The 26556-nt window shown below is 39.8% G+C and carries 27 protein-coding genes, 1 other RNA gene and 1 pseudogene; 8 read left to right on the top strand and 21 right to left on the bottom strand.

The genetic code is table 11. The features are described from left to right. The coding region (locus HMPREF1117_RS07120) for an SIALI-17 repeat-containing surface protein (protein WP_000299391.1) at window positions 1-720 on the top strand (720 nt) is incomplete at its 5' end. Window positions 721-869: 149 nt separating this feature from the next. On the opposite strand, the gene mraY is transcribed toward HMPREF1117_RS07120, so the two are convergent. The 4 genes from mraY to rsmH are packed head-to-tail and all read right to left on the bottom strand — an operon-like array spanning window position 870 to window position 5385. Beyond that, window positions 870-1850: a phospho-N-acetylmuramoyl-pentapeptide-transferase gene (gene mraY, locus HMPREF1117_RS07115; RefSeq protein ID WP_000470849.1), complete on the bottom strand. Its 981-nt coding sequence runs from the start codon at window positions 1848-1850 to the stop codon at window positions 870-872. Between the two features lies 1 nt (window position 1851). Then, on the bottom strand, window positions 1852-4104 hold the full coding sequence (gene pbp2x, locus HMPREF1117_RS07110; protein WP_000872177.1) for a penicillin-binding protein PBP2X: 2253 nt from the start codon (window positions 4102-4104) through the stop codon (window positions 1852-1854). Between the two features lie 3 nt (window positions 4105-4107). Then, the gene (gene ftsL, locus HMPREF1117_RS07105) at window positions 4108-4425 is read right to left on the bottom strand and encodes a cell division protein FtsL (RefSeq protein WP_000840793.1); all 318 of its coding nucleotides are present in this window, start codon (window positions 4423-4425) and stop codon (window positions 4108-4110) included. A gap of 9 nt (window positions 4426-4434) precedes the next feature. Next, window positions 4435-5385 carry a 16S rRNA (cytosine(1402)-N(4))-methyltransferase RsmH gene (gene rsmH / locus HMPREF1117_RS07100; RefSeq protein ID WP_000159398.1) on the bottom strand — a complete coding sequence of 317 codons (951 nt, stop codon included), beginning with the start codon at window positions 5383-5385 and terminating at the stop codon, window positions 4435-4437. Window positions 5386-5550: 165 nt separating this feature from the next. On the opposite strand from rsmH, the gene HMPREF1117_RS07095 reads away from it, so the two are divergent. From HMPREF1117_RS07095 to HMPREF1117_RS07080, 5 genes are read left to right on the top strand one after another with little or no spacing between them, the layout of a single operon-like run. After that, complete coding sequence (locus tag HMPREF1117_RS07095) at window positions 5551-5745, top strand: helix-turn-helix transcriptional regulator (protein ID WP_001082471.1); 195 nt, start codon at window positions 5551-5553, stop codon at window positions 5743-5745. A gap of 15 nt (window positions 5746-5760) precedes the next feature. Beyond that, complete coding sequence (locus tag HMPREF1117_RS07090; protein WP_000712361.1) at window positions 5761-6303, top strand: DUF3278 domain-containing protein; 543 nt, start codon at window positions 5761-5763, stop codon at window positions 6301-6303. 10 nt (window positions 6304-6313) lie between these two features. Next, window positions 6314-6655 carry a hypothetical protein gene (locus HMPREF1117_RS11990; protein WP_000839387.1) on the top strand — a complete coding sequence of 114 codons (342 nt, stop codon included), beginning with the start codon at window positions 6314-6316 and terminating at the stop codon, window positions 6653-6655. 12 nt (window positions 6656-6667) lie between these two features. After that, entirely contained in the window at window positions 6668-7246 is a 579-nt protein-coding gene (locus HMPREF1117_RS07085; RefSeq protein WP_000711242.1) for a DUF3278 domain-containing protein, read from the top strand. Next, on the top strand, window positions 7243-7719 hold the full coding sequence (locus HMPREF1117_RS07080; protein ID WP_000203044.1) for a glutathione peroxidase: 477 nt from the start codon (window positions 7243-7245) through the stop codon (window positions 7717-7719). The genes HMPREF1117_RS07085 and HMPREF1117_RS07080 overlap by 4 nt, the downstream gene beginning before the upstream one ends. Before the next feature lie 134 nt (window positions 7720-7853). Here the strand turns inward: HMPREF1117_RS07080 and tig are convergent, their stop codons facing one another. The 17 genes and pseudogenes from tig to HMPREF1117_RS07000 all read right to left on the bottom strand — a co-directional run bounded on the left by tig (window position 7854) and on the right by HMPREF1117_RS07000 (window position 23751). Then, window positions 7854-9137, bottom strand: coding sequence for a trigger factor (gene tig / locus HMPREF1117_RS07075; RefSeq protein WP_000116492.1), 1284 nt, complete (start codon window positions 9135-9137; stop codon window positions 7854-7856). A 144-nt stretch (window positions 9138-9281) separates the two neighbouring features. Next, window positions 9282-10229, bottom strand: a complete 948-nt coding sequence (locus tag HMPREF1117_RS07070) for an alpha/beta hydrolase family protein (RefSeq protein ID WP_001269540.1) — start codon at window positions 10227-10229, stop codon at window positions 9282-9284. A 42-nt stretch (window positions 10230-10271) separates the two neighbouring features. Then, a complete protein-coding gene (locus HMPREF1117_RS07065) occupies window positions 10272-10904 on the bottom strand; it encodes a response regulator transcription factor (protein WP_000698440.1) in 633 nt (210 codons plus the stop codon). Between the two features lie 13 nt (window positions 10905-10917). Continuing rightward, window positions 10918-11913 (bottom strand): sensor histidine kinase, encoded by a 996-nt coding sequence (locus tag HMPREF1117_RS07060; RefSeq protein ID WP_000743653.1) that lies wholly within the window; start codon window positions 11911-11913, stop codon window positions 10918-10920. Then, window positions 11910-12608 carry a cell wall-active antibiotics response protein LiaF gene (gene liaF / locus HMPREF1117_RS07055; protein ID WP_000714496.1) on the bottom strand — a complete coding sequence of 233 codons (699 nt, stop codon included), beginning with the start codon at window positions 12606-12608 and terminating at the stop codon, window positions 11910-11912. The genes HMPREF1117_RS07060 and liaF overlap by 4 nt, the downstream gene beginning before the upstream one ends. Before the next feature lie 75 nt (window positions 12609-12683). Next, on the bottom strand, window positions 12684-13694 hold the full coding sequence (gene fni / locus HMPREF1117_RS07050; protein WP_000210659.1) for a type 2 isopentenyl-diphosphate Delta-isomerase: 1011 nt from the start codon (window positions 13692-13694) through the stop codon (window positions 12684-12686). Further along, entirely contained in the window at window positions 13678-14685 is a 1008-nt protein-coding gene (locus HMPREF1117_RS07045; protein ID WP_000637613.1) for a phosphomevalonate kinase, read from the bottom strand. Before HMPREF1117_RS07045 ends, fni begins: the two co-directional genes overlap by 17 nt. Beyond that, a complete protein-coding gene (gene mvaD, locus HMPREF1117_RS07040) occupies window positions 14672-15625 on the bottom strand; it encodes a diphosphomevalonate decarboxylase (protein ID WP_000373451.1) in 954 nt (317 codons plus the stop codon). The genes HMPREF1117_RS07045 and mvaD overlap by 14 nt, the downstream gene beginning before the upstream one ends. Next, entirely contained in the window at window positions 15607-16485 is an 879-nt protein-coding gene (mvk, locus tag HMPREF1117_RS07035; protein ID WP_000159875.1) for a mevalonate kinase, read from the bottom strand. Before mvk ends, mvaD begins: the two co-directional genes overlap by 19 nt. Window positions 16486-16606: 121 nt before the next feature. After that, a pseudogene (locus HMPREF1117_RS07030) lies at window positions 16607-17457 on the bottom strand (N-acetylmuramoyl-L-alanine amidase family protein). 121 nt (window positions 17458-17578) lie between these two features. Continuing rightward, the gene (locus tag HMPREF1117_RS07025) at window positions 17579-18268 is read right to left on the bottom strand and encodes a response regulator transcription factor (RefSeq protein WP_000518032.1); all 690 of its coding nucleotides are present in this window, start codon (window positions 18266-18268) and stop codon (window positions 17579-17581) included. 11 nt (window positions 18269-18279) lie between these two features. Continuing rightward, window positions 18280-19704, bottom strand: coding sequence for an NADP-dependent phosphogluconate dehydrogenase (gndA, locus tag HMPREF1117_RS07020; protein WP_000158789.1), 1425 nt, complete (start codon window positions 19702-19704; stop codon window positions 18280-18282). Between the two features lie 75 nt (window positions 19705-19779). Continuing rightward, window positions 19780-21168, bottom strand: coding sequence for a cell division site-positioning protein MapZ (gene mapZ / locus HMPREF1117_RS07015; RefSeq protein ID WP_000182678.1), 1389 nt, complete (start codon window positions 21166-21168; stop codon window positions 19780-19782). Window positions 21169-21189: 21 nt separating this feature from the next. After that, a complete protein-coding gene (locus tag HMPREF1117_RS07010; RefSeq protein WP_000711373.1) occupies window positions 21190-22338 on the bottom strand; it encodes a THUMP domain-containing class I SAM-dependent RNA methyltransferase in 1149 nt (382 codons plus the stop codon). An 84-nt stretch (window positions 22339-22422) separates the two neighbouring features. Continuing rightward, an RNA gene (gene rnpB, locus HMPREF1117_RS11630) (RNase P RNA component class B) lies at window positions 22423-22801 on the bottom strand. A gap of 20 nt (window positions 22802-22821) precedes the next feature. After that, window positions 22822-23151 carry a cell division regulator GpsB gene (gene gpsB / locus HMPREF1117_RS07005; protein ID WP_000145724.1) on the bottom strand — a complete coding sequence of 110 codons (330 nt, stop codon included), beginning with the start codon at window positions 23149-23151 and terminating at the stop codon, window positions 22822-22824. A 72-nt stretch (window positions 23152-23223) separates the two neighbouring features. Further along, complete coding sequence (locus HMPREF1117_RS07000) at window positions 23224-23751, bottom strand: SLOG family protein (protein ID WP_000214971.1); 528 nt, start codon at window positions 23749-23751, stop codon at window positions 23224-23226. 65 nt (window positions 23752-23816) lie between these two features. Here HMPREF1117_RS07000 and recU point away from each other — a divergent pair, with 65 nt between their 5' ends. After that, on the top strand, window positions 23817-24410 hold the full coding sequence (gene recU / locus HMPREF1117_RS06995; protein ID WP_000248749.1) for a Holliday junction resolvase RecU: 594 nt from the start codon (window positions 23817-23819) through the stop codon (window positions 24408-24410). After that, on the top strand, window positions 24410-26551 hold the full coding sequence (gene pbp1a, locus HMPREF1117_RS06990) for a penicillin-binding protein PBP1A (protein ID WP_025171588.1): 2142 nt from the start codon (window positions 24410-24412) through the stop codon (window positions 26549-26551). Before recU ends, pbp1a begins: the two co-directional genes overlap by 1 nt. Window positions 26552-26556 lie beyond the last annotated feature (5 nt).

The raw sequence follows: 26556 nt of genomic DNA, 5'->3' as shown, positions 1-26556 counted from the left end.
CCTACTGTTTCTGTTCCTGAATACACTAAGCCTATTGGTACAGTGGGACAAGAACAGCCACCTACTGTTTCTGTTCCTGAATACACTAAGCCTATTGGTACAGCGGGACAAGAACATGCGCCTACCGTATCTGTTCCTGAATACAAACTTCGTGTCTTAAAAGATGAAAATACCGGTGTTGAGATTATTGGTGGAATCACTGATTTAGAAGGCATTTCCCACATTTCAAGTAGACGTGTATTAGCTCAAGAACTATTTGGTAAGACATATGATGCCTACGATATTCATCTAAAAAATCCAACAGGTCAAAGTTTACAACCAAAAGGAACTGTCTTAGTCCGACTGCCTATTTCCTCTGCTGTCGAAAATGTCTACTACCTAACTCCATCCAAAGAGTTGCAGGCACTCGATTTTACTATTCGCGAGGGAATGGCAGAATTTACGACTACTCACTTCAGTACCTATGCTGTAGTCTATAAAGCTAGCAGATTAAGCAATATTCCTGAGCAAAAGACAAGTGGAACAGATATACACCCATTAGCAATCAAGGATGAAGACATTTCGTCTAGTCCTATTCCTGTTCAAACTGAAAATCACTCAGCTAAAAAACACCTACCAGCTACTGGTGAAACATCCAATCCATTACTATTCTTGTCAGGATTGAGTCTAATCTTAACGGCAACTTTTCTACTTAAGAGTAGGAAGGATGAATCTAACTAACTTTTAACCACACAAAAACAGGATGAAGTACAACTTCATCCTGTTTTTATCTGAAATTAAAAGAAGTAACTCTTAGTGTCTAAAAACTAGACTTAAAAAATTATTCGCCAATCCCTTCCTATGCTTAAAGAAACTCATAATCTCACTTTTTACAAAAGATATAGAAAGGCTAGGGTAAGAAGACTTGCTAGAAGACCAATTCCCCAAAAGAAGAAATCAACCTTCCACTCACTCCATGGATTTCCTTGACCAGACAATCCTCCCAGCTCAAAATGGTGATGAACAGGAGTCATTCTAAAGATTCGTTTACCGCCTGATAGCTTGAAATAACTCACTTGCATCATTACAGAAGTTGTTTCAAAAACATAGATAATCCCAATAATCAAAAGAGTCCATTCTTGATGTAAAGCCATCGAAATAGCTGCAAGCATTCCACCAAGTGCTAAACTTCCTACATCACCCATGAAAACCTTAGCAGGTTTATGGTTAAATACGAAGAATCCTAGCAAACCACCAATCATAGCCAAAATCACCAGAAGAATATCCATCTGACCTTGCACATAGGCAATAACTCCATAAGCAGAAAGACTGATAACCACAGAAATACTAGCTAAGCCATCAATCCCGTCTGTCAAATTAACAGCATTTGAAAAACCGACTAGCCAGAACAGTGCGAAGACAATATAGAAAAAACCTAAATGAACTGGATAACCAAAGACAGAAAGAACATCTCCTCCACGCTCATAAAAGAGGTAAAAAACAATTCCTCCTAAAAGTTGCAGAGCTAATTTCTGTTTCGGATTCAATCCCTCATTGATCTTTCGAAAAACCTTAAGGAAGTCATCCAAAAAACCTACCAGACCATATAACACTAATATAAACAAAATCATACCAACATTATTTGTTAACTGTTGGGTAAAAAGAGCAAAAAGGAAACTCACGATAACTGTTGCAATAAGGAATACAAGTCCTCCCATGGTTGGAGTACCAGCTTTTGCTTGGTGCTGTTTGACATCCTCATGCATTTGCTGGCCTGTAATCTGTGCCTTTCTATAATACTGTATAAAAGCTGGAATTCCTACCACAGTTAGTAAAAATGTCACAATCCCAGCAGTAATAGAAATAAACATATTAGTCTCCTAAAGTTAATTTAATATTTTTGATGTTCTTTAAAGCTGTACTAGCACGAACATCTTGTTTCTGAACAAAGGAACCCGAACCTTCAAATTCAAGTTCAATATCCAACCACTTTGCAAATTTTTCAGCAGTCGCTTTTGTCCAACCATACATATCTGGAATTTCTTCTACCTTATCAGATAAAAGGAGAACTTGCTCATTGGGTTCAATATTTTTTCCCTCAGCTACAGAAGCCTCCTTAATCTTTGTTCCAGTCCCAAGTACAATCGGTTGCACGATATTACGTCGTAATGCTTCTGCTAAGTCACCAGGGGATATATCTTTAATACTCGGCATTGCATAAGAAGTTTTGCTATTTACCTGCTCTAAATTTTTAACTGTTGATTGAAGATTAAGGGATTCTTTCATTGCAACAGCTCTCTCTAAGATTGGATTTGCAAAATCTCCCATCTGAGTACTTACATAATGCTCCGGTTGTTGCACTGTTATATATAAAATGAAATCAGGATTTTCTGCAGGATTCATGGATACTGCTGAAAAAATATAGTTCGTATCACCAACCAGATACCCACCATTTTTTTCATCTGCAATTTGCGCTGTACCAGACTTAACAGCTACATTTTGTCCAGGAACTGTGATGATTGGTTGACCTGTACTATGATTATACATGGTCCCATAAAAAGGATCTGTCCCAACAAGCACCATATGATTACGAGTCGTACTTGCTGCATCTTTTGAAACAGGATTCCCTACAATCTCTTTTTGAGACTTACGTACAGATTGATTGTTTGGATCATAGATAGCACTAATAAATTTAGGTTCTAGCATGACTCCGTCATTTGCAATAGCTGTAAAGGCTCGTAACATTTGAGTTTGTGTAACTGAAATCCCTTGTCCAAAGGAACTTTGTGCAATATTGACAACATTATCAGCCGGAAGTTGACCTGCATATTCATCTGTTAAACCAAAACGAGTTGGATATCCAAACTTAAAGCGGTTTAGATAATCTAACCAAGTCGCATCCCCCATCTTTTGCTCAAGAAGAGTCATCCCCACATTACTAGAGTGAGCAAAACCTTGAGAAAAAGTCATTGTCCGACCTGTAGTCAATCCTCCGTTAACATCCCAATCTCGAATGGTAGCATCTGCTATTCTTAACTCACTACTATTAAAATATTCCCCATTTGGGAAAGTCTTATTATCAATAGAAGAAGCTAGTGTCATAACTTTCATTGTTGAACCGGGTTCATAGTTACTTTGATAAAGAATATCCCGCCAAACAAAGTCTTTTGTAAGCCCTTCTTTGGTATCCGCATCAAAAGTTGGACGCTGTGTCGTTGCAAGGATTTCACCTGTTTTTGCGCTCACGAGCGTTGCATTCACATACTTAGCTTTTAGCTTTTCTTGAAAAGCATCCATTTGGGTTTCCATAAAGGATTGAAGGGTGCTAGAAATTGTTGTATAAACATCTTTCCCGTCTACAGTTGGTTGAGAAGCTTCTTCAGTACCTGGTACAATGTTTCCCTGACGGTCCTTTTCATAAGTAACAATACCATCTGTTCCTGCCAGGATACTATTCAAAGAACTTTCCATCCCAGATGTCCCCAAAAGACTTTTACTTCCATCTTCGTTCTCATGGAGCTGGGCCAAACCTATAAAAGATGAAGCAAACTGTCCATTAGGATAACTTCGATTAGGACTAGTCGTAAAATCAACACCCTCAACATTTGCATCTTTTAATTCTTTTTTTATAGCCGTCATATTTGCAAAAGTAATTCCATTTCCTTTTGCACCAAATGAGACTTGATTTAGATTTGGTTGTGAAAGCTGATCTTTTACATACGACTCATCTATATCCAAATACTTATGAAAAATCTCAGCTACTTTATTGAACTGTGATTTCTCCACATATAGAATTTTACCTGTTGCCGATTTGTACTTCTCGTCAATAATGGCATAGACGTTATAAGACGTCGCATCTTCGGCAATAGGAACACCATTTCGATCATAGATAGTTCCTCTACGAGCAGGGACAATTCGAGTGATTTGGTGTACTTTCTTAGCTTCTTTAACCAAATCTGTCCCAAAACGATTTCCTGTACCTATAATGGTGGCAAAGTTTATCAAAAATATCAAGAAAAGAAAAACTGATACTAAACTAAGGTTGCGTCCAACTTTACGACGATTTAATGATGGAGATTTACGATTTTTAACCGCAAATCGGATTATTTTTTCTGTCCACTTCATATATTACTCCGCTGCTCGGATATTTTCATTATTCAATTTTAAATCTTTTTTATTTGCTATTTCTTTCAATCGTTCTAAACGGATCAACTCATTTACTTCCTGCTTTGCATCATCTAACTCCGTTTTTTTCTCCTCTATCTGTGCATTCATTTTCGTCAAATCACTTTGCACTTGCAGGAGTCGTGTCTGCATAAAAATAATACTAACTGCTAAAACGAGTGCTGTAAAAGCAATAGAAAGATAAAAAAACTTCTCTACTCGTGAAAATCTCTTAAATTTAGCTTGTAATAAATGACTTGTTTTTTCAATTCTTTCTGCCATTTTCCCCTCTTACATGTGAATTTTTCTGGCTACACGCAACTTGGCTGAATGCGAACGGTTGTTTGCTTCTAACTCCTCAGCACTTGGCATGATTGGTTTACGGGATACTAATTCCATCTTAGGTTTTAGATCATCTGGAATGAAAGGTAAACCTTTAGGAACTTCAACCGTTGAAGCTTCCTTGAACAATTGCTTGGTCAAACGATCTTCTAGCGAATGAAAAGTAATCACCGAAATTCTACCACCAATAGCCAACAAATCCATGGCCTGCTGAATAGATTCATCTGCAGCACCAAGCTCGTCATTAACCTCGATTCGAATAGCCTGGAAAATCTGCTTGGCAGGATGGCCCTTCTTCTTGAGCTCCTTGGCAGGCTTAGCCGACTTGATAATCTCAGCCAACTCAGTCGTTGTCTCGATTGGCTTGACTTCACGTGCCTGTTCAATCTTACGCGCGATCTGTTTAGAGAATTTGTCCTCGCCATATTTGAAGAAAATACGAACCAAGTCATGATAGTCATAATGGTTCACCACTTCATAAGCTGTCAGACTAGCATCCTGATTCATCCGCATGTCCAGTGGCGCATCCTTTTTATAAGAAAAACCACGCTCACGCTGATCCAATTGAGGACTAGACACTCCCAAGTCATAACAAATTCCATCAATTTCCTGAACACCAGCTTCGCGCAAACGTGCCTGTAAATGACGGAAGTTATCCTTGATAAAGGTCACCATTCCCTTTTCAATGTAGGGTGCCAAGCGTTTTTGCGCATTATCAATAGCATTTTGATCTTGGTCAAAGGCATAGAGATGGCCCTTTTCACTTAATTTACTTAATAAATATTCGCTATGGCCCGCTCCACCCAAGGTCGCATCAACGTAGATACCGTCAGGCTTTACGTCGAGCATATCAATCGTTTCGTGGAGTAAGACCGTTACATGATGAAATTCTTTTGTCATATCCTATCTATTTTACCACAAATCCGACTAGCTTGCACTAGTCAGACAAATAGGTCAAAAAAAGTAAGATTTCTTTAAGAAATATGTCAAATATGCTTGACATCTATTTCATAGAAGAATATAATATAGTCAAATATATACGACACAAATCAGAAAGGAGAACAGATGAATCGTGTGAAAGAATTTCGCAAGGAACTAGGCATTTCCCAGCTCGAACTCGCCAAGGATATTGGTGTCTCGAGACAAACCATCAATATGATTGAAAACGACAAGTACAATCCAACCCTGGAACTCTGTCTCAATCTCGCCCGTAGCCTCCAAACTGACCTCAACAGTCTCTTTTGGGAGGATAATTTTTAAAAAAGGAGCAAACATATGAAAAAAGAAACCTTCACGGAAAAACTGATCAAACGCACATACGGTATTTCTGGTCCCCTTGACGAATACAAACGGCGTGAGGCCGATCGTATTGGGAACCAAGTCTTTATCATCCTCTTTTATCTGATGATTTTCGGAAATCTTATTCCACTCCTTCTGGCCTATAAATACCCTCAAGAAGTGGCTCTAATCTATCCTCCTCTGATTTTAGTGATTGCCCTCATCGCTGCTGGCTATGTCACCTACCAAATGAAAAAAACAGGAATTACAGCTATTGATCCAGATATGCTGAGCGAGAAAGAAAGCAAGCAACTACACTACCCAGGTCTGAAAGCAGGTTTGTTCTTTGGTCTATGGATGTTTTTTATAACTCCTCTTCTCAGTATACTCATAGGTGAAGGTCAGGACTATTTGCATTCTCTCCTCACTATAAGAAATGGTGTATCAAGCATTCTCGGTTCTATTTTCTTCGGAGCGAGCATACAGTTCCTCATCTCCCGTCGCATTGCAAAAACTAAGAAAAATCAAGATGAGGATTAGGAGGTACCTTATGAAATCACTAGTAACTTTACTTACCTATCATCTTTTGTTCAGTTCTCTGCTCATCTTCATCATCGTTTCAGGGAACTTGCCAATCAGAGAGATATTACTCGTGCTAGTCTTTTTTCCAGCACTTAACAAAGGACTAACTTATCTAAAGATTAACTCCCCAAAAACACGCATACTCAACTTAGCACTATACTTTATAATTCTATCTTTTCCACAACTGATGCTCGTCTCAGGCAATTGGAATTATTATTTACTGCTCACTATCGCTAGCCTTTCTTCTATCACTTATCTTTATTATCTCTATCAACTCGTTAAAGAAGTCAATCAAAAACCGCTCATTTAGGAGGTTACTAACATGAAAAAAGAAGACTTAACCACTCGCTTACTTCGAAATCTCTTTCACATCCAAGGTCCTTTTGATGAATGCCGACAAGAGATTATCTACAAAGCTTGTGCCCGCTCTATGGTTCAAATCGTTTATTCTTCCTTCTTCCTCTTCTTGTTTTATCTATTATTTGGACGCTTCATAGAAGCCGTTCGCTATGCCATGCCCTACGTTTACTCTGGACTCATTTTTTTCATTACTTTAAAAACTCAAAGAGCCGTCAAAGAACTCCATCTGGAAAAAGATGACAAGTCAGAAATCATCCTCAAAACCTACAGCAAAGCCCAAATCAAATTTCGAAGCTGGGTTGTGTTTATCGGTCTTCAGATTGGCCTCTTTACCTTACTCATCTTTCATAAAGTCTTCGTTCAGCAGATGTCCCTTCCAGATTTTGTGAAGTTGCTCATGCAATTTGATAAAAGTGTTCCTTTGCTGATGTATGGCCTGATTATCGGTAGCATTTTTGGAACCATGACCTACGGATTTCTATCACTACAGGAGGAGAAAACTGCTAAAAATAGCAAACAGAAGGAGAAAAGAAAGCAATGACTTCACTATACGATTTTTCAGTCTTGAATCAAGACAATCAAGAAATCTCACTAGATGCCTATCGTGGGAAAGTTCTCTTGCTTGTCAACACTGCTACTGGATGTGGTTTAACTCCCCAGTACCAAGGACTCCAAGAACTCTATGACCGCTATCAAGAACAAGGTTTTGAGATTTTAGACTTCCCTTGCAATCAGTTTATGGGACAAGCACCAGGTAGTGCAGAAGAAATCAACGCCTTCTGTAGCCTACACTATCAAACCACCTTCCCACGTTTTGCCAAAATCAAGGTCAACGGTAAGGAGGCAGATCCCCTCTATGTTTGGTTGAAAGACCAGAAATCTGGTCCACTAGGAAAACGAATCGAATGGAATTTCGCTAAGTTTCTCATCGGTCGAGATGGGCAAGTCTTTGAACGCTTCTCTTCCAAAACAGACCCACAACAAATTGAAGAGGCCATCCAAGCCTTACTTTGATCTTGAATTTTCACTATTTCATTCTTCAACTCAATTATATAGGGTTTAATACTAATTAAAACTCCAAGTTTTAATAAATTGACTATTAAACAAGAAAAACCACCTATACAGGTGGTTTTTAACTTTTTAAAAGGTTATTTTACTGTCGCTGTGCTTGTGATCAACTCCACAGCTTTTTTAATTGTGATATCATGTTTCAACATGTCAGCAGAAAGTAAGCTTTGTACTTGAGAAACTTCCATGTTGTAGTCTGCTGCTAATTGCTCGATTTCTTTTTGGATTTCTTCTTCTGAAGCGTCAAATCCTTCAGCTTTCGCAACTGCTTCAATAACAAGGTTAGTCTTAGTACGTGCCTCAGCTTCTCCCTCGTATTGTTTGTGAAGGTCTTCTTGAGTAGTTCCAGTGATTTGGAAGTACATGTCAGGGTTGATACCTTGACGTTGCAAGTTTCCAAGGAATTCGTTTACTGAACGGTGAACTTCTTCGTGGATCATTTCTTCTGGAAGTTCTACGATTTCAGCGTTTTCTACAGCTTTATCAATTGCTGCACCTTCAACGGCATCTTTGTAAGCTTCTTCTTTGGCAGCAGCCAATTCCTTGCGGTATTTTTCTTTCAATTCAGCAAGTGTTTCAACTTCTTCGTCGATGTCTTTTGCAAGTTCATCGTCAAGAGCTGGAACTTCTTTAGCTTTTACTTCGTGGATAGTTGTCACGAATTTAGCTTCTTTACCTGCAAGATCTTCTGCTTGGTAGTCTTCTGGGAATGTTACAACTACATCAACAGTTTCACCAGCTGAGTGACCTACTAATTGGTCTTCGAAACCAGGGATGAATTGACCTGAACCAAGTCCAAGTGAGAAGTTTTCACCTTTTCCACCGTCAAATTCAACACCATCAATAGAACCAACGAAGTCAATGACAACAGTGTCGCCGTTTTCAGCAGCAGCTTCTTTGATAACCAATTCAGCCAAGTTGTTGCGTTCGCGTTCGATACGCTCTTCAACGTCAGCGTCAGTTACTTCTTTTTCTACATCAACTGATACTTCAAGGTTTTTGTAGTCACCCAATTTTACTTCAGGTTTTGTAACGACTTCAGCAGTGATAACCCAGTCTTGACCTTTTTCCATTGAAGTTACATCAATTTTTGGTTGAGCAACCACTTCAAGACCAGCTTCTTTTACAGCTGCTTCATAAGCGTTTGGCAAAAGAGCGTTCATAACGTCTTGGTAAAGTGACTCTTCACCAAATTTTTTGTCGAAGATAGGGCGTGGAAGGTGACCTTTACGGAAACCTGGAACATTAAGAGATTTCTTCACTGAGTTGAAGACACGGTCCAATTCTGGTTTGATTTGGTCTTGAGAGATAGTGAAAGTCAAGACTCCGCGGTTTGTTTCTTTGTTTTCAAATGATACAGACATTCTGTCATTTCTCCTTAAAATTTTTTAAATACAGTCTATTATAACATAAACGAGCGATTTTTTTCAAGTAATGAATGCGCTCTTCAATCATGCTAGGGCTACTTACTCACTTCTTTGATACTAAGATCAGCTACTAAAAATTCTTTACTCTACCAAAAAGTTCTGAATGTCTGGTATGGCAATTTTACTAAAATTCTCATCAATACGATGACTTCCACCTTCTACAGTCACCAGTTTAGCATTTGGAATTCTTTGGATAGCATCAACTGAATATTGATAGGGAGCAATTGTATCATTCGTCCCATGTACAATTAAAGTAGGAGCAATAATCTTCCTCTGTACATCTTCAATATCAATATCTAGTGCATCTGTCAGATAAATTTTACCCAAACTAGCATTATGATGTGTCAAACTATCAGGGAGCTGATCAAAGGATGGACTTCCAAGACTTTGATAAGTTTCCTTCACATCATCAAATAAAACATAAGCGGGAAAAATCAGGCCAAGCTTGTAGATATGTTCAGGTTTAGCAGCCGCATACAGGCTAGCTACTACACCACCCTGACTAACACCTATTATGCTCAGATGATCTTTATCAACATAACTTTCTGATGTCAGTTTCTCTACTACGTTCGTTAAGTCTGTTAGTTCTGTTTTTACAGACATTTGAAGCATATCTTGACCACCACTTTTAGAATTGCGACTTCCTCCATAATAGTCAAAACCATAGACCAAAAAGCCTTGCTTTGCTAACAATTGGATATAATCCTTATACATATCAAATGTATTGTTAAAGCCATGTGAGATGACCACTACTGGTAATTTTTTATTTTTATAATCTTTAGGTGCAGTGATTTGACCATACAGCTTTTTATCTTCATAAGTAACCGTATATTCCTCGGTAACAATATCTTCTGTCGGAACTAAATGACTCTCTTGTGTTTTAGGTGATTGATTCGTTTCTTGACTAGAAGTAGATGAAATACTTTCTTCAGCTTGAATACGAGGAGATGTATTCTCTCTATTTTTCCAAAATAAGATTCCTCCTCCTATTACAAGACCGATAGCTAAAATGCTTACAATGTATCTCATAGATTTTCCTTTTTGTTATTTTCTTAATTTAATGTGCTAGTATTAAAAGTCTTCATGCCCTACCAAGTGGTGCTGAAAGGCATAGACTGCCGCCTGGGTACGATCGCTGACTTCAAGTTTGGCAAGAATGTTGGACACGTGGGTCTTGACCGTCTTGAGAGAGATAAAAAGTTCGTCTGCGATACGCTGATTTTCGTAGCCCTTGGCGATGAGTTGGAGTACATCTCGCTCACGCGCAGTCAGGTCCTCATGTAGTTCTATGTGGTTACGGTGGTATTCGACCTTCTTGCTGACCTCTTGCTCAATGGCCAACTCTCCAGCAGCCACCTTACGGACGGCATGGAGTAGTTCGTCTGCACTAGAAGTCTTGAGCATATAGCCACGAGCACCTGCATCTAAGACAGGCATGATTTTTTCATTATCCAAGTAAGAAGTCACAATTAAAATCTTGGCTTCAGGCCATTCTTTGAGGATAGCCAAGGTCGCATCAATCCCATTCATCTCAGGCATGACGATATCCATGACAATAACATCTGGACGCAATTCCAAGGCTAACTCAATGCCTTGAGACCCGTTGGATGCCTCACCCACAACTTCTACATCATCTTGGAGATCAAAGTAGCTTTTCAAGCCCAATCGAACCATTTCGTGGTCATCTACTAGTAAAATTTTCATCTTTACTCCTTTATCATTCCTTATCTAACAGGGGAATACGGATATCAACTGCCAATCCTTGCTTGGGAGCTGTCAATAACTGAACCGTCCCTGCCATATCTTCAACCCGCTCCTTGATATTGCGGAGTCCATAACTCATGTCATCTAAACTCCCTAACTGGAAACCAATCCCATTATCCACCACCTTCAGCTGCAATTCAAAATCTGTCTGATAGAGATAGACATCCAAACAAGAGGCCTGGGCATGACGGAGGGTATTGCTGATCAACTCTTGCAGGATACGGAAGATATGCTCCTCGATTTTCTTAGGCAATTTCGTAACATTTTGCTTGAAACTAACCTTGAGATCACTCTTGTCCTCAAGCTCTTTTAAGAGGATTTGAATCCCTTCAACCAGACTCTTCTGCTCCAGTTCAACTGGTCTCAAATGCAAGAGCAAGACCCGCAAATCCTTCTGGGCAGTTTCTAAAATAGCTGTGACGCTCTGCAACTGGGTCTGCATCTTTTCTCTATCCAATTTCAAAGCCTGCTGACTGATACCCGATAAAATCATGTGGGCTGCAAACAACTCCTGACTGACTGTATCATGCAAATCACGAGCAATCCGCTTCCGTTCTTTCTCTATGATTTCCTCTTCCTGAGCAAGACTGTGATTTTCAGCCTTTTGAAGAGCTTCTGTCAAAAGGTTAAGTTTACCTGACAAGGACTTGAAACTGGCATCCAAATCTGGATCTGCAACCTGAACCACTTCTTGCCCTGCCAACAAACGCTTGAGATTAGCCTGCATTTTTCTTAGAGAAAGCTCTTCAATACCTCGCCAAAATAAGGCTAAGAGACAGGTCATGGACATGCTGAACACCAACAACAAAAAGACAAATTTTTCTGTTTTTTCGACATCATACAAGAAAATAGTCCAGTCAAAGTCAAGGATTTCCAGCAAGCTGTGGGAGAAAAATAAGACAAACAGGAAGGAGGTAATGGCAATGATTACATAGGCTTGTTTTTTCATCCTCTGACCACCTCAACATCCCCAATCATAGTAGTCAAGAAAATCTTGACACTCTTGTTACTCTTGAGATAGTCTCTTGTTTCCTGATGATAGTGTTCATTGCGGAGAGCACGCTTGGGCTGATTGAAAAAAGTCAAATCCCCATAGAGACAGTTAACACTGAGACTAACTTCCACATCTACAGGCACAATGATTTTGGTCGTTCCTATCATCTTTCTGAGGATAATGACATTGTCATGATTGGTTAGGATGACCCTCTCCAGATGAATAGTGTCCTTGCCCATGAGGCGAAAGAGATTGATATCATCAAACTGGCAAGTCTGGTAGCTTGAAAAATGATGGAGATTTCCAAACCAACGATTTTTCTCCTTCTTAACCGTTACCACCTCTTCAAAAACCAAATTGGTCTGCTCTTTTTCCTGATTCATCATCGGATAAAGAAGAAAGAGGCTATAGATGACCGCAACAAAAATAGCTAGAATCACAAAAGGATTGAGCATAACGATGAAAAAGAAGAGAATTGTCGCCACAAGAAGAAAAAAGTTATTGCCCTCTTTACCTGTATAGTAACGAATCAAAAGCAGAAATAGAAATAAAATCAACAGAAAACGCGAAAAATGCTCTGATACCATTAAAATCAGAGCTCCTGTCAAGAGACAGACTTCGATAAACAAAAAGATTTGAAATTTTTTCATAGATGATCCTCTGTTTTCTATTTTAACACAATTCAAAAAAGCCGCCTCGGTCTGAGGATGGAAAAAAGGCGGTGGTTACGCCTTTTTCATCTGATCATTTGCTTCTTTTAATTTTCCATAAAGAAGATAGTCTACTTTTTGCAGATCTGCTATGGTTGCACAATTAAGGGCACACATGATCAAGCGTAGATCTGCTTTCCAGCCTTGAACAATAACAATGACCTCTTCAACCGTGTGGTTTTCTACTAGCTCTAACATGGTCCGAGAGAGACCGACTGCCTTAGCCCCAAAGATCAAACATTTAATCATGTCAAGCGGATTCCGAACGCCTCCACTGACCAAGAGTTCGACCTTGTCTTTCCATTCTTGAGCATTGAGAAGGGCTTGCATGGTAGACTGCCCCCATTGATTGAGGTAATCACGCTGACCACTGCGACGGTTTTCGATATAAGCAAAGCTGGTACCACCACGCCCCGATACATCAAAGGCTCGAACACCCAGTTCATAGGCTCTTTCAATGGTCTTCACATCCATTCCAAAACCAACTTCCTTGAGAACAATAGGGACGGGGATTTGCTTGCTATAGTCTGCTAGATTCGATTGCCAACTTCTAAACTTCCTTTCTCCCTCAGGCATGAGCAATTCCTGCATAACATTGACATGCACTTGTAAAAGTAAAGGATTCATCTCCGTCACAGTCTGCAAACCAAGTTCAACATGCTTATCCAATCCAATATTGGTTCCAAGAAGGAGATTTGGATGATCACACTTGACAGAAAAAGAGTCATCTGCTGGATCCTTGAGGGCTGCGCTATAAGAGCCCGTTACAAACAAAATACCACAGGCTTCTGCCACCTGAGCTAGTTTTTGATTGATTTCTTTACCCTTTTCACTCCCACCTGTCATGGCATTGATATAAAAAGGAAAGTCCCACTTGTACCCTGCAAATTCTGTCGAAAGATCAATCTCATCTAGGTCGTAAAGAGGGAGTGAAGAATGAATCAACTCCACCTCATCAAAGCTATTATAGGAGCTTTTTTGCTCAAGGGCATAGCGGATGTGCTCATCCTTACGATTTGTCGTCATGTCCTATCCTTTCTTGGTATAAGAGCTCAATCCCCAGATCGGCCCAACGGTTTTTTAGGGTTTCAGTTGATTGCTCATCAAAACTCAAGGCAATACCACAATCACCACCACCAGCGCCGCTACTCTTAGCAACAGCTTGCAAATCTTGACTGGCTTCTTTCAACTGTCTAAGCGAAGGCGTGTAAATATCTGCGCTCAAGCTTTCTAAGAGCTTACTGGCTACTTCTACTTGCTCGATAATTTTTTCTGATTCCCCCTGCTCCAAGGCTTCTACCAAAGAAAGCACCGTTTCTTTTGAGGAACTTAAAAAATTCTGATTGATATTTTGCTTGATTTGCTGAACCATGTGACTCGATACAGCCACTTCCTTGGTCCATCCCACTAGAAAATCACATTCTAGAGTTGGTTTCACTTGTGAGATTAAAAATCCCCAATCACACTCCAAAACTGTCGCCAATTTTTCTTCTTTCAACCAAGCTGCTACCTTCTGGCGATCAAATGACTGGTAAAGAACCAATTCCTCTACCACAATACAGGCAAGATCCCCCATAGAACCATTGTCTCCGCGCTTGAGCAAGACCGCGCTAGCCAGCTTGAACAAGAGGTCCTGATCAACCGAAAGCTTATACAGAGCTAGCAGAGCCTTGATGACCAAAACAACGACGCTACCGCTAGAACCTAGACCAAACTTTTTCCCTTCTCGTTCCATTTTCCCTCGGATCTCCAAAGAAAAAGGTCGCAAGGTTTGCCCACGATCAGCGAGGAAGTCATTCATCAAAGCAATTGTATCTTGAATCAAGCTGTAGTCAGGATTTGGCGTCAAATCCACTGCGAAATCAAACATATCCGAATAGATACAGTAACTATCTGAAAAAGCAATCTCGCCCTTCATATAGATGGGAATGTCCTTTATCAAGGCCAACTGTCCCGGCTCTAAAATAGCATATTCGCCTGCCCAATAGAGTTTTCCGCAAGTTTTAACAACAATCATCTTGACTCAAATCCTTTGTTTTTGACACAATCAAGCGATAACGTTGACCGAAGATTTCTGATAAATGCTCCAAATCTTTCTCTTGACAGAGTACTTTGACATTGGGACCAGCATCCATAGTAAAGTAGCAGGCTTCCCCTTGCTCACGAAGCTGGCGGACAAAGTCCATTGCTTCATAGCTTGTATCCGTCAGATAAGAAAAGGCTGGTGATGCTGTTTTGGTCGTAGCGTGCATAGCCAGGGCATTTTTCTCCGTTAATTCCCCAACCTTGGCAAAGTCATTTTCCTTGAGATAAACCAGCATATCCTGATAGTCTTTCTCAGACTGACGGACCCAGTCATCAAAGGTCGTCGAGGTTTCCACACAGAGTTTCATCCCGTCACGACTAGAGATTGGTTTTTTCTTGTCCTCCAAGACCAACATAATCATGGCCAATTTCAGTTCTGTCTTAACAGGGTAAATCTCACCGCTATCCTTATCCCAAGCACCTAGAGGTCCGTAAAAACTACGAGAGGAAGACCCAGAAGCAAACTTAGCTTCCTGCGCCAACTGGCTCCGATTCAAACCAAGCTTGAAATAAGCGTTGCAAGCCTTGACCAAGGCAGACAAACCACTAGAACTTGAGGACAAGCCCGCTGCGGTAGGCATATTATTTTGAGTATCAATTCGAACAAAGCCCTCACCAGCTGGACGATAACGGTCAATAATTTTGCTCATCTTGGCATGCTCCGCCTCATTTTGTAGCTGACTATTGATATAAAAGGCATCAGCCGTCGCATGAGCTGGTAGAGGCGACAAGGTCGTCTCTGTGTACATATTTTCCAAAGTCAAAGAAATACTGCTAGTAGCAGGAACCATCTCTTTTTCTTTTTTCTTTCCCCAATATTTGATAATAGCAATATTTGCGTAGGAACGTACTGTTACAGGCTCTCTATCCATGTCTGAACAGCTCCTTTCTCTTCTAATCTTTCTGCTAGTTCTTGTGCGTCTGTCAAATCGGCTGCTAAGGCTATGATACAGCCTCCCAGCCCACCACCGCTCATCTTGGCCCCCAGAGCACCATGACTAAGAGCCGTTTCAACTAGAGAATCCGCCTCAGGGCTACTGACCCCAATTTCTTTTAAATGTAAATGCGCTTGACTGAGGATTTGTCCCAATCCTTCAGCATCTTTTTGTGAAATCGCTTCTTCTGCCTGCTGGGTCAATTCTCCCAAGGCATGCAAAAACGGTAGGGCATCCTTGCCCTTGTTTTGAACCACTTGAATAGCTTCACGAGTATGGCCATAAACACCCGTATCGGCAATCACCAAATAGGCAGATAAATCCATCTCAAACTCTGTAAATCCTACATTCTTAATAAATCGAATAGGCTGGTCACTGAGACAGGTCTTGGCATCCAAACCACTTGGATTCATATGGGCAATCATCTCCGACCGATTGACCAAGATTTCTAATACATCATGAGGCAGATTTGCCTGATAGTAGTCAAATACCGCACGAATGGCCGCTATGCTGATAGCAGCTGACGAACCCATTCCCCGTTTTTCAGGGATAGCCGAGTCAATCTCACAGCGAATGCAGGCTTCTTTGATATCCAAATACTCCAGAGAAGCATAAACTGCCATGGACAAGGTATCCTCCTCATAAAGACGCCAAGGACTTTCAGCAGGGACCACCTTACAGGTCACCTCCACCTCCAAAAGAGGCAGGGAAATGGCAGGATAACCGTAAACGACCGCATGCTCCCCTATTAAAATTATCTTACTATGTGCCTGACCGACACCCACTTCTTTTGTCATTTTTTCCTTTTGCTAGACGAAAAAGCCGTCCCATTTTTCATACAAGTATTTATTCTTTCCTATCTATTTTATTATATTTTCATAAAAAAAGCGATTGTTTCCTTCACAATCGCCTCTTTCATTATTGAACCCATTCGCCATTATAATTGACAGAATAGCCATCTACGGTCGTATTCACTGCCAAAGCACCTGAGCTATAAGCATAGTACCATTTGCCATTGACCTGGAACCAGCCTGTCTTCATATCTCCATTACCTGCATTTAGGTAGTACCAAGTTGAACCATCTTTATACCAACCAGTTGCCATGGCTCCTGATGAACGGAGATAGTACCACTTATTGCCAAGTTGTTTCCAACCCGTTTGCATAATGCCAGTTTCTGGGTCTAGGTAGTACCAAGTTGAGTTATCATTGGTCCAACCACGTGCTAGCTCCCCAACAGTCAATCTATTGGTACGAGAATCAAAGCCACCATCCTTCAGTAAATAATACCAGTGTTCCTCATCATGAACCCAACCAGTTTTTAAGGTATGATATCTACACTGATCTTCAAAATAATAGACTCGTTTCTCTGCTGGACTATCATATTGTTCCCCATGGTGTTTGTTGGTATTTGTAGCAGTTTTTGCTTCTAAAACTTGCTTACCAACAAATTCTTGTAGTACCCCCATCTTGACCAAAGTAAAACCAATCTGGTCTAAAAGCAATATCTTGCCTTAGAGAAGAATCAATCGTAACCCCTTCGTGTGGAGCAGGTATATATTGCCAGCCGACAACCGTCTCTCTAGATAAAGAATCAAAATAATAGTACTTACCATCAATCACTCGCCAGTAGGTTTCTTTGAGTTCCCCCTTCGTGTAGTAGGTTCTACCATTTTCTTGGAAATTGCCAGCCTTCTGAATCAGCATCATCCGCCAATACTGCACTTGTTGCTAACAAACCGAAGAAAAAGACTGCTAATGAGATTCGCATCAATTTTTTTTATTATTTTCATTAGACGTAACCTCCATAGCTGATTATAGTAAACACCAAACCGCATGTCAATATATAGAATATCCCTTAAAAAAAGCAGTTACACAACTGCAACTGCTTTCTATTCTTGCATGGTGTAACCGACACCACGAACTGTTTTAATGTAACTTTTTTGACCTTTTACATCAAGCTTGCTACGTAAATAACGGATATAGACATCCACAATATTAGTTTCGGTCGCACTTTCATACTTCCAGACACTTTCCAATAATTGCTCACGAGTCAAGATTTTCTTGCTTCCCATAAGCGTTGCCAGAAGGTCATACTCACGGCGCGTCAGAGCAATCATCTCCTCACCACGGTAAACAGTATGATGTTCCACATCCATACGTAGATTGCGACAAGCTGTTGGAACCTTCATCTGACTACAGTGCTGGTCAATGAAGTCCCGACCTCGAAAAATCGCTGAAATACGGGCTACCAGATTCTCAATAATAACTGGCTTATAGATGTAAGAAACGGCAAAGCGTTGGATGTCCTCAATTTGATTTTGTAATTCTTCACGATGGTCCAAGACCATAATGACTGAAGCTGGTTTAGTACGGCTCAGTTTCTCTGCAAAATCCTGGGCTGTCATATCCCCCAGACGAGCATTCAATAAAATCAAGTCATAGTCTGTCTGAAGAGCCATGGAGAGGGCTTTTTGCCCCTCCTCAACCTGATCAACTCGGTATTGCTCTTTTTGGAGTTCCAAACTTAAAAAATGAGCTAGATTTCGTTCTTTCTCAAGTAATAAAATCCGTTTCCCCATGGCAGACCTACTTATTTTTCGTCATACCAAGAGTAGTGGAAGGTTCCTTCTTTGTCTTTACGTTGGTAAGTGTGGGCACCAAAGTAGTCACGTTGTGCTTGGATCAAGTTAGCTGGAAGGTCAGCTGAACGGTAGCTATCAAAGTAAGTAATGGCTGCTGAGAACGTTGGTACTGGTACACCAGCTTGAACAGCAAGAGATACGATATCACGCACTGCTTGTTGGTACTTAGCAGTAACATCCAAGAAGTATTCATCCAAAAGAAGGTTAGCGAGGTCTGCATCACGGTTGTAAGCATCTGTAATCTTTTGCAAGAAACGAGAACGGATGATACAGCCATCACGCCAGATAGAAGCGATGTCTGCAAATGGCAAGTTCCAGTTGTTTTCTTTAGAAGCTACACGCAATTGCGCAAAACCTTGTGCGTATGAAATGATTTTTGAGAAGTAAAGGGCTTGACGGATTTTTTCAATCAACTCAGCCTTGTCTCCTTCAAATTTGAAGTCAGCTGGTTTTGGAAGAACCTTGCTAGCATGTACACGTTCTTCTTTGTAAGTTGAAATGTAACGTGCAAATACTGACTCAGTGATGAGTGACAATGGCACACCAAGGTCAAGTGATGATTGGCTAGTCCATTTACCAGTTCCCTTGTTACCTGCAGCATCAAGAATGTAGTCTACGATTGGCCCTTCTTGACCTTCATCATCTTTACGACTCAAGATATCAGCTGTGATTTCGATCAAGTAGCTGTCCAATTCACCCTTGTTCCACTCAGTAAAGATTTCAGCCATGTCTTCTGCAGAAAGGCCTAACAAGTGTTGCATAAGATCATAGCTTTCTGCGATCAATTGCATATCACCATACTCAATACCGTTGTGAACCATTTTCACATAATGACCAGCTCCATCAGGACCGATGTAAGTCACACATGGTTTACCATCTTCTGGTGCTTTAGCTGAGATTTCTTCAAGAACATCCGCAACCAATTCGTAGGCTTCTTTTTGTCCACCAGGCATGATAGAAGGACCTTCAAGGGCACCTTTTTCACCACCAGAAACCCCAGTACCGATAAAGTTGATACCTGAGTTTGCCAATTCTTCATTACGACGGATTGTATCTTTGTAGAAAGTGTTTCCGCCGTCAATCAAGATATCACCCTTGTCAAGGTGTGGAAGAAGGGCTTGAATTGTCGCATCTGTACCAGGTCCAGCTTGAACCATGAGCATAATACGACGAGGTTTTTCGATTGAGTTTACAAAACTTTCAACGTCATAGCTTGGTACAAAGTTCTTTTCAGGATGGCAAGCAATTACATCTTCAGTTTTTTCTTTACTACGGTTGTAGATAGCAACTGTGTAACCACGAGATTCAATATTAAGGGCAAGGTTACGACCCATTACGGCCATACCTACGACACCAAAGTTAGCTTTTGTCATATGACACTCCTCTTGTTTAATTTGTTTTATTTTATCATTTTTAATGTTGAAAAGAAAGAATTTTGTAACGACTGGTTAATAGTCCAAAGCGTCTGCATGTCCGGAACCATTTCCAACAAAATAACCGGTCTTACAGTTAAGAGTAAAGAGATAAGTTCCATCTGGCTTGTAGAGGTTGTAATAACCATTGCCGTTAACGATATTGACACGTTCAAGGATATATTGGTTACCAGTGATATAACCACGTGAACGTGAAGTCGCTAGGATTTTTTCCAATACTCCCGGAGTAAATTTCCAAGCTGAATTCCCACTATCATCAATAGCAGACTGATTATAAGGAACACGACTAACACTTCTTTGAAGAGAAATACCTGCACTAGAGAGCCCCATATTTACCTGACTACTAGATTCTTTTCTTTCATTTGAAGCTGATGTTGATGTACTTGGACTCGCTTCTGAACTAGCAGTAGAACTCGCTTGGCTAGAACTATCTTGTTGACTCGAACTAGAAGTTGTCGTTTGTTGACTCTTACCAAGACTAATAGCCTTATCTAGCAATTTATCAAGTTCTGTATTGCCTGTTTTCATATCAGTAAATGCAGCATCTTTTTTAGCTTTCGCATTAGTATCTATAACACCATCCGTAAGGACTGGAGTTTCAAATAAGGCATTCACGTCTTGAACAGCTTTAATCTGACTTGCAAGACTATCGTATTTTGATTTAGAAAGTGCATATTCACGACTACCTTCCAATTTATCTAACAGTTTCTTGAGCTGGCTTAACTGATCAAACTGACTATTTTTCAAGGCAATTTTATTAGCATCTGTGTAAAAAGCATCATATAAGTTATTAAATTCTTCAATATCTGCTTGACTATTTGATGTTGACTGAGAAGTTTGGATTTCCTTTGTTGAGCGAGAAACTTGACGGTAAACATAGTAAGCACCTACACAAATAAGCATTGATAGAAGAAGCAAGACTATCACGAAAAAGTTTTTTTTCTTTCTCTTTCCTGAGTCTTCTTGATCTGATAGAGAAGGGGGCCCTACCACTTCTTCTAAAACACCTTCTGAGTGCCTACCATCCTCTACTATAAAAGGATCGATTGCTTTTTCTAACTCATTGAAAGGTAAGTGGATGGTCTCTTCTGAACTTGGCATTTCCTCGGAATAGTCTTCCAAATCGTCTACAGATTCACGAACACCCTGAATTAATTCTTCTAAAGTCTGAGTCTCAACTAAGTCCTCCGTTTTATATTGACGAGTCTCGAATTTATCTGCTTCAATTTCTTCTTTATGCTGTTTCACATACTTATCTAAAATAGAATCACTAGGCAATACTCCTGCTTCTACTTCTTCATTTTTACGCATAGCCTGTCCGACCGTTAGACCTTTTGCTTCATCAAAATCCAACTGTAATTCTTCTTGTTCTTCTTTATGACGATCACTTCTTTTATTTGTCATGAGTTTACCTTTCTCATTTTATTATTGACGTTTAACACGCTCACCAAAATATTGATACAAATCGACTTTTAGGGTCCCATTATATAATTTACGCTTCTTATCTGCCTGGCTACCATACTTGTTTTCAAATCCTTCGTCACTCGTAAGTATAAATTTACTCCATGTTTTAAGCGGAGCAAATACTTGACCCATTTCAGCATAAAGTTTAGTAACCCCTGCATCATCTGACAAGCGTTCCCCATAAGGGGGATTAGAAATAATGACACCATTAATCTTTTCTGAACGCAAATCCTGTACTCGCATCTGTTTAAAGGTAATATCCCCTGAAACACCTGCAGCTTGAGCATTGGCCTTAGCAATATCCACCATACGGGCATCAATATCGCAGCCCATGATATCTAACTCCAACTCACGATCCACTTTCTTGGCAGCTTCAGTACGAACTTCTTGAATTAGGCGATCACTGATCCAGTTCCATTCTTCAAATGCAAAAGATCGACGAAGACCTGGAGCCATTTTTCTAGCAATCATGACCGCTTCAATACAAAAAGTTCCTGAACCACAGGTCGGATCAATAAAAGGCTTATCCGGATACCAATTGGACAGTTGTAAAATCGCTGCTGCCATATTTTCCTTAATTGGCGCTCCACCTTTTTCCGTACGATAGCCACGTTTAAAGAGACTAGATCCTGTCGTATCAATCATAACAGTCGCTACATCCTTGAGAATTGAAACTTCAATTTTAAACTCTGGACCATTTTCCATCAGAGGAACACCTTCTGGACGAGCATAATGTTTTTGTAATTTCTTAACAACAGCTTTCTTAGAGATAGCCTGAACACTAGGTTCGTTGTGTAGTTTTGATTTGACACATTTGGCCTTTGAAATCGGGAAACGCGCTCCAAGTGGGATATAGTTTTCCCAATCCAAGGCAAATACCCCTTGAAATAACTCCTCAAAAGTCTTAGCAGGAAAGCTTCCAACTAAAATCTTGACGCGATCTGCTGCACGGAGCCAAAGATTGGTTTCAATAATGGATCTAGCATCTCCTTGGAAACAAACGCGTCCATTTTCAACCTGACAGTCATAGCCCAAATCACGCACTTCTCGTCCTACCACTGCTTCAAGACCTGCGGCTACCGTTGCAATTAAATTAAATTCTTTTTTCATGTTACAGTCTTTAAAGACCTTTCTCTTGTTCACTTTAAAAAATGAGGTTGAGAAATCTTTCTCAGCCCCAACCTATATGCAATTTTCTATAAGCCATGTTTTGTTCCAGAAGTGACTAGGATCACTTCCTTCGATAATCATCTGTCTACCGTTACCAGTTTAAGATGGTAACCGTCAGAGTACTACGTTCGTTTCCGTGCACTCCATGCCCCGACCGAAATTTGGGTTGCTAGCTTGAGGGGTTTACCGCGTTCCACTCTCTCCGTTTCCAGAAAGACTCCGTCACTGTGGCACTTTCAAGCCTACTCTGACCTATCCAAGGACTTAGCCATTTCAACTGCCGTAACGATTTCTCGTCCCTAGGCTTATGGTTTCGCCTAGCACAAACACTACAGGCATCACAGCCTGTGCTAGCATGGACTTTCCTCATGAAAAATATATCTTCACGCGATTATCCAAAAATTGCATGCTTTAAATAAACTCCTATAAATCTGAGTTATCTAAAATTTGTTTACCAAAAACTTCTTTTTCAAGACGATTGAGGCGCTTCAAAATATCAAAATTCGTCATTGAACTTGTTCCAGTCACCTCAAGTGTTTCTGCTTGAACTGACGACACTTGTGATTTACGAGACAATTCATCTTTCAATTCTGAAATTTCCTGACGGAGAGATTTGACCAGAGCAGCATAAGTTTCGTAATCTTTGATGACATCATCTAAAAATTCATCAACTTCCACCTTACTATATCCACGAACTTCACGTCCAAACTCTTGCTCAAAAATATCTTTTGCTGTAAAAATAATACCTGTCATTACTCTCTCCATTCTCGGTTGCTAATAGTATTATTATATAAAAAAAGGCAAACAAAAATCAAGGTCAAAACCTTACTTTTCAGAAAAAATTTCTGCCACCTCATTTAAAATGTCAAATGTTAGTCTTTTTACCCTATAACCTTCCTCACTTTTCATCAAATCGTCCATAAATTTTAATTTAGTTTCATTCTCTGGATCATAGAAAAAATAGGCCAAATCTGTATTATCTAGTAAAAACCGTTGGTAGTCGCGTAATTGTCCCTTATGTTCAAAACTAGGATAAGCATATTTAACAAAGTCCACTTGCTTAAATTGGCTTAGTTTGAGCTGATTTGCTTCATTCCAATTTTGCCCATGTGTTTCAAAATCAAAAATAGTTGCTAGCCGAAAATTGTAATCTTCTTTCATTTCATTTGCAACTTCTAGCACCCATGATTCAAATCCCAAATTTCCTGTAAATACTAGCCAATTAACTCCTTCTTCAGCTAAACTTTCTAGGTCTTGTTGTATGGCTTTTTTAATAATTTTTGTACGAATATCCTTTTCATTGAATAATCCCAAATCAAAATGAGAATAGCCCATAATTAAAGCAACAGTCATTTTTACACCTTTCTTTATATTTTATGGTATAATAGAGTGATGTTATTGTACCAATAAGGAGAAATATGGTCAACTATCCTCATAAAATTTCATCAAAAAAAAGGCAATCCTCCCTTTCAAATCCCAAAAATTTCGCAAATAGGGGAATGTCTTTTGAAAAGATGATCAATGCAACCAACGACTACTATTTGTCTCAGGGGCTTGCTGTCATTCACAAAAAACCAACTCCTATTCAAATCGTCCGCGTGGACTATCCACAACGAAGTCGAGCAAAGATTGTTGAAGCCTATTTTAGACAAGCCTCAACGACGGATTATTCTGGCGTTTATGATGGATATTACATCGACTTTGAAGCAAAGGAAACAAAACAAAAAAATGCAATCCCGATGAAGAATTTCCATCTTCATCAGATTCATCACATGGAACAAGTTCTTAATCAAAAAGGTATTTGCTTCGTTCTACTTCACTTTTCTTCTCAACAAGAAACTTACTTATTGCCGGCACCTCATTTGATTTCCTTTTATCATCAAGATAAAGGACAAAAATCAATGCCACTTGGATATATCCAAGAATTTGGATTCAAAATTGAAACTAGTGCCTTCCCTCAAATTCCCTATCTCGATGTTATTAGAGAGCATTTATTAGGTGGTAAAACATGATTAACAAAGAAACTATCCTGCGTCTATCTAAATATTTAGGCATTGGCCTCTTATCTTTATTTCTAACAGCCTTCGTGCTTGGAGGAAGTATATTTCTTTACTATGTCGCCAAGTCTCCTGCCTTATCTGAAAGCAAATTAGTCGCTACTACTTCTAGTAAGATTTACGACAATAAAAATGAACTGATTGCTGATTTGGGTTCGGAGCGTCGTGTAAATGCTCAATCTAGTGAAATTCCTACGGATTTAGTAAATGCAATCGTATCGATAGAAGATCATCGCTTTTTCAATCACCGTGGTGTCGACACTATTCGAATCATGGGGGCATTTCTTCGCAACTTGAAAAGTAACACCCTACAAGGGGGCTCCACACTCACCCAGCAATTAATCAAGTTGACCTACTTCTCAACTTCTACTGCAGATCAGACTATTTCACGTAAGGCCCAGGAAGCTTGGTTAGCTGTTCAATTAGAACGAAAAGCGACTAAACAAGAAATACTAACCTATTACGTTAATAAAGTCTATATGTCCAATGGAAACTATGGCATGCAAACTGCTGCGCAAAACTATTATGGTAAAGATTTAAAAGACCTTTCTCTTCCTCAACTTGCGCTATTAGCCGGAATGCCACAAGCTCCAAACCAGTATGATCCTTACTCTCAGCCAGAAGCAGCTTTAGAACGTCGTAATTTGGTTCTATCTGAAATGAAGGGACAAAATTACATTACTGCTGAACAATACGAAAATGCTATAAACACCCCAATTACAGATGGGCTACAAAGTCTTAAGTCAACAAGTAGTTATCCTGCTTATATGGACAACTATCTCAAAGAAGTCATCGAACAAGTTGAACAAGAGACAGGCTACAATCTTCTAACTACGGGTATGGATGTCTACACAAATGTAGATCAAGATGCTCAAAAACGTCTGTGGGATATTTATAATACAGACCAATATGTCTCTTATCCTGATGATGACATGCAAGTCGCTTCAACTATTGTTGACGTCTCTACTGGTAATGTTATTGCGCAACTTGGTTCTCGCCATCAATCAAGCAACGTATCATTTGGTACAAACCAAGCCGTAGAAACTAATCGTGACTGGGGATCAACCATGAAACCAATCACCGATTACGCCCCTGCTTTAGAATATGATATCTATGACTCAACTGCAACTACTGTACGTGATGTCCCATACAATTATCCTGGAACAAACACTCCTGTTTACAACTGGGATAGAGGGTATTTTGGTAATATAACCTTACAATACGCCCTTCAACAATCTCGAAATGTCCCTGCTGTAGAAACTCTCAATAAGGTGGGATTAAATCGTGCTAAAACCTTCTTAAATGGTTTAGGAATTGATTATCCAGAAATACACTACTCTAACGCCATTTCAAGTAACACAACTGAATCAAGTAGACAGTACGGTGCAAGTAGTGAAAAAATGGCAGCTGCCTATGCTGCATTTGCTAATGGTGGGATTTACCATAAGCCAATGTACATTAATAAGATTATCTTTAGCGATGGAAGTGAAAAAGAATTTTCTGATTCTGGTACAAGAGCGATGAAAGAGACGACTGCTTACATGATGACAGAAATGATGAAAACAGTATTGACTTCTGGAACTGGTTACAATGCATACATCCCATGGCTCCCTCAGGCTGGTAAAACAGGTACTTCTAACTACTCAGATGAGGAAATTGAAAATCATATTAAGACTAGACAATTGGTCGCTCCTGATGAAATGTTTGTAGGTTACACTCGTAAATACTCAATGGCTGTTTGGACCGGCTATACAAATCGTCTCACACCAGTCATAGGTAGTGGCCTCACAGTTGCTGCCAGAGTCTATCGCTCTATGATGACCTATCTGGCTGAAAATAACCATCCTGGAGACTGGTCGACCCCAGATGGTTTATACAGAAATGGAGGATTTATCTTTAAGAATGGGGCTCGAAATACTTGGACGGCCCCTGTAATCCAAGAAACTCCAGTCGTAGAAAATTCAACATCTTCAACTGAAGATTCTGCATCAAACACAACTACAACTGAAACCAATGGACAACAAAACAATTCTACCAATTCAAACCAACGTACTACAATCCAAGGTGAGCAGCCATCATCTGTCCAGCAACAATAAATATT

This window comes from Streptococcus sp. SK643 (assembly GCF_000259505.1).
Classification (GTDB): domain Bacteria; phylum Bacillota; class Bacilli; order Lactobacillales; family Streptococcaceae; genus Streptococcus.
The sequence above is the reverse complement of the archived record's forward strand: the minus strand, read 5'-3'. Positions and strand labels throughout refer to the sequence as shown.

Coding starts and splice junctions, on each gene's coding strand:
- mraY (WP_000470849.1), bottom strand. CDS start 1,850: ATGTTTATTTCTATTACTGCTGGGATTGTGACATTTTTACTAACTGTG.
- pbp2x (WP_000872177.1), bottom strand. CDS start 4,104: ATGAAGTGGACAGAAAAAATAATCCGATTTGCGGTTAAAAATCGTAAA.
- ftsL (WP_000840793.1), bottom strand. CDS start 4,425: ATGGCAGAAAGAATTGAAAAAACAAGTCATTTATTACAAGCTAAATTT.
- rsmH (WP_000159398.1), bottom strand. CDS start 5,385: ATGACAAAAGAATTTCATCATGTAACGGTCTTACTCCACGAAACGATT.
- HMPREF1117_RS07095 (WP_001082471.1), top strand. CDS start 5,551: ATGAATCGTGTGAAAGAATTTCGCAAGGAACTAGGCATTTCCCAGCTC.
- HMPREF1117_RS07090 (WP_000712361.1), top strand. CDS start 5,761: ATGAAAAAAGAAACCTTCACGGAAAAACTGATCAAACGCACATACGGT.
- HMPREF1117_RS11990 (WP_000839387.1), top strand. CDS start 6,314: ATGAAATCACTAGTAACTTTACTTACCTATCATCTTTTGTTCAGTTCT.
- HMPREF1117_RS07085 (WP_000711242.1), top strand. CDS start 6,668: ATGAAAAAAGAAGACTTAACCACTCGCTTACTTCGAAATCTCTTTCAC.
- HMPREF1117_RS07080 (WP_000203044.1), top strand. CDS start 7,243: ATGACTTCACTATACGATTTTTCAGTCTTGAATCAAGACAATCAAGAA.
- tig (WP_000116492.1), bottom strand. CDS start 9,137: ATGTCTGTATCATTTGAAAACAAAGAAACAAACCGCGGAGTCTTGACT.
- HMPREF1117_RS07070 (WP_001269540.1), bottom strand. CDS start 10,229: ATGAGATACATTGTAAGCATTTTAGCTATCGGTCTTGTAATAGGAGGA.
- HMPREF1117_RS07065 (WP_000698440.1), bottom strand. CDS start 10,904: ATGAAAATTTTACTAGTAGATGACCACGAAATGGTTCGATTGGGCTTG.
- HMPREF1117_RS07060 (WP_000743653.1), bottom strand. CDS start 11,913: ATGAAAAAACAAGCCTATGTAATCATTGCCATTACCTCCTTCCTGTTT.
- liaF (WP_000714496.1), bottom strand. CDS start 12,608: ATGAAAAAATTTCAAATCTTTTTGTTTATCGAAGTCTGTCTCTTGACA.
- fni (WP_000210659.1), bottom strand. CDS start 13,694: ATGACGACAAATCGTAAGGATGAGCACATCCGCTATGCCCTTGAGCAA.
- HMPREF1117_RS07045 (WP_000637613.1), bottom strand. CDS start 14,685: ATGATTGTTGTTAAAACTTGCGGAAAACTCTATTGGGCAGGCGAATAT.
- mvaD (WP_000373451.1), bottom strand. CDS start 15,625: ATGGATAGAGAGCCTGTAACAGTACGTTCCTACGCAAATATTGCTATT.
- mvk (WP_000159875.1), bottom strand. CDS start 16,485: ATGACAAAAGAAGTGGGTGTCGGTCAGGCACATAGTAAGATAATTTTA.
- HMPREF1117_RS07025 (WP_000518032.1), bottom strand. CDS start 18,268: ATGGGGAAACGGATTTTATTACTTGAGAAAGAACGAAATCTAGCTCAT.
- gndA (WP_000158789.1), bottom strand. CDS start 19,704: ATGACAAAAGCTAACTTTGGTGTCGTAGGTATGGCCGTAATGGGTCGT.
- mapZ (WP_000182678.1), bottom strand. CDS start 21,168: ATGACAAATAAAAGAAGTGATCGTCATAAAGAAGAACAAGAAGAATTA.
- HMPREF1117_RS07010 (WP_000711373.1), bottom strand. CDS start 22,338: ATGAAAAAAGAATTTAATTTAATTGCAACGGTAGCCGCAGGTCTTGAA.
- gpsB (WP_000145724.1), bottom strand. CDS start 23,151: ATGACAGGTATTATTTTTACAGCAAAAGATATTTTTGAGCAAGAGTTT.
- HMPREF1117_RS07000 (WP_000214971.1), bottom strand. CDS start 23,751: ATGACTGTTGCTTTAATTATGGGCTATTCTCATTTTGATTTGGGATTA.
- recU (WP_000248749.1), top strand. CDS start 23,817: ATGGTCAACTATCCTCATAAAATTTCATCAAAAAAAAGGCAATCCTCC.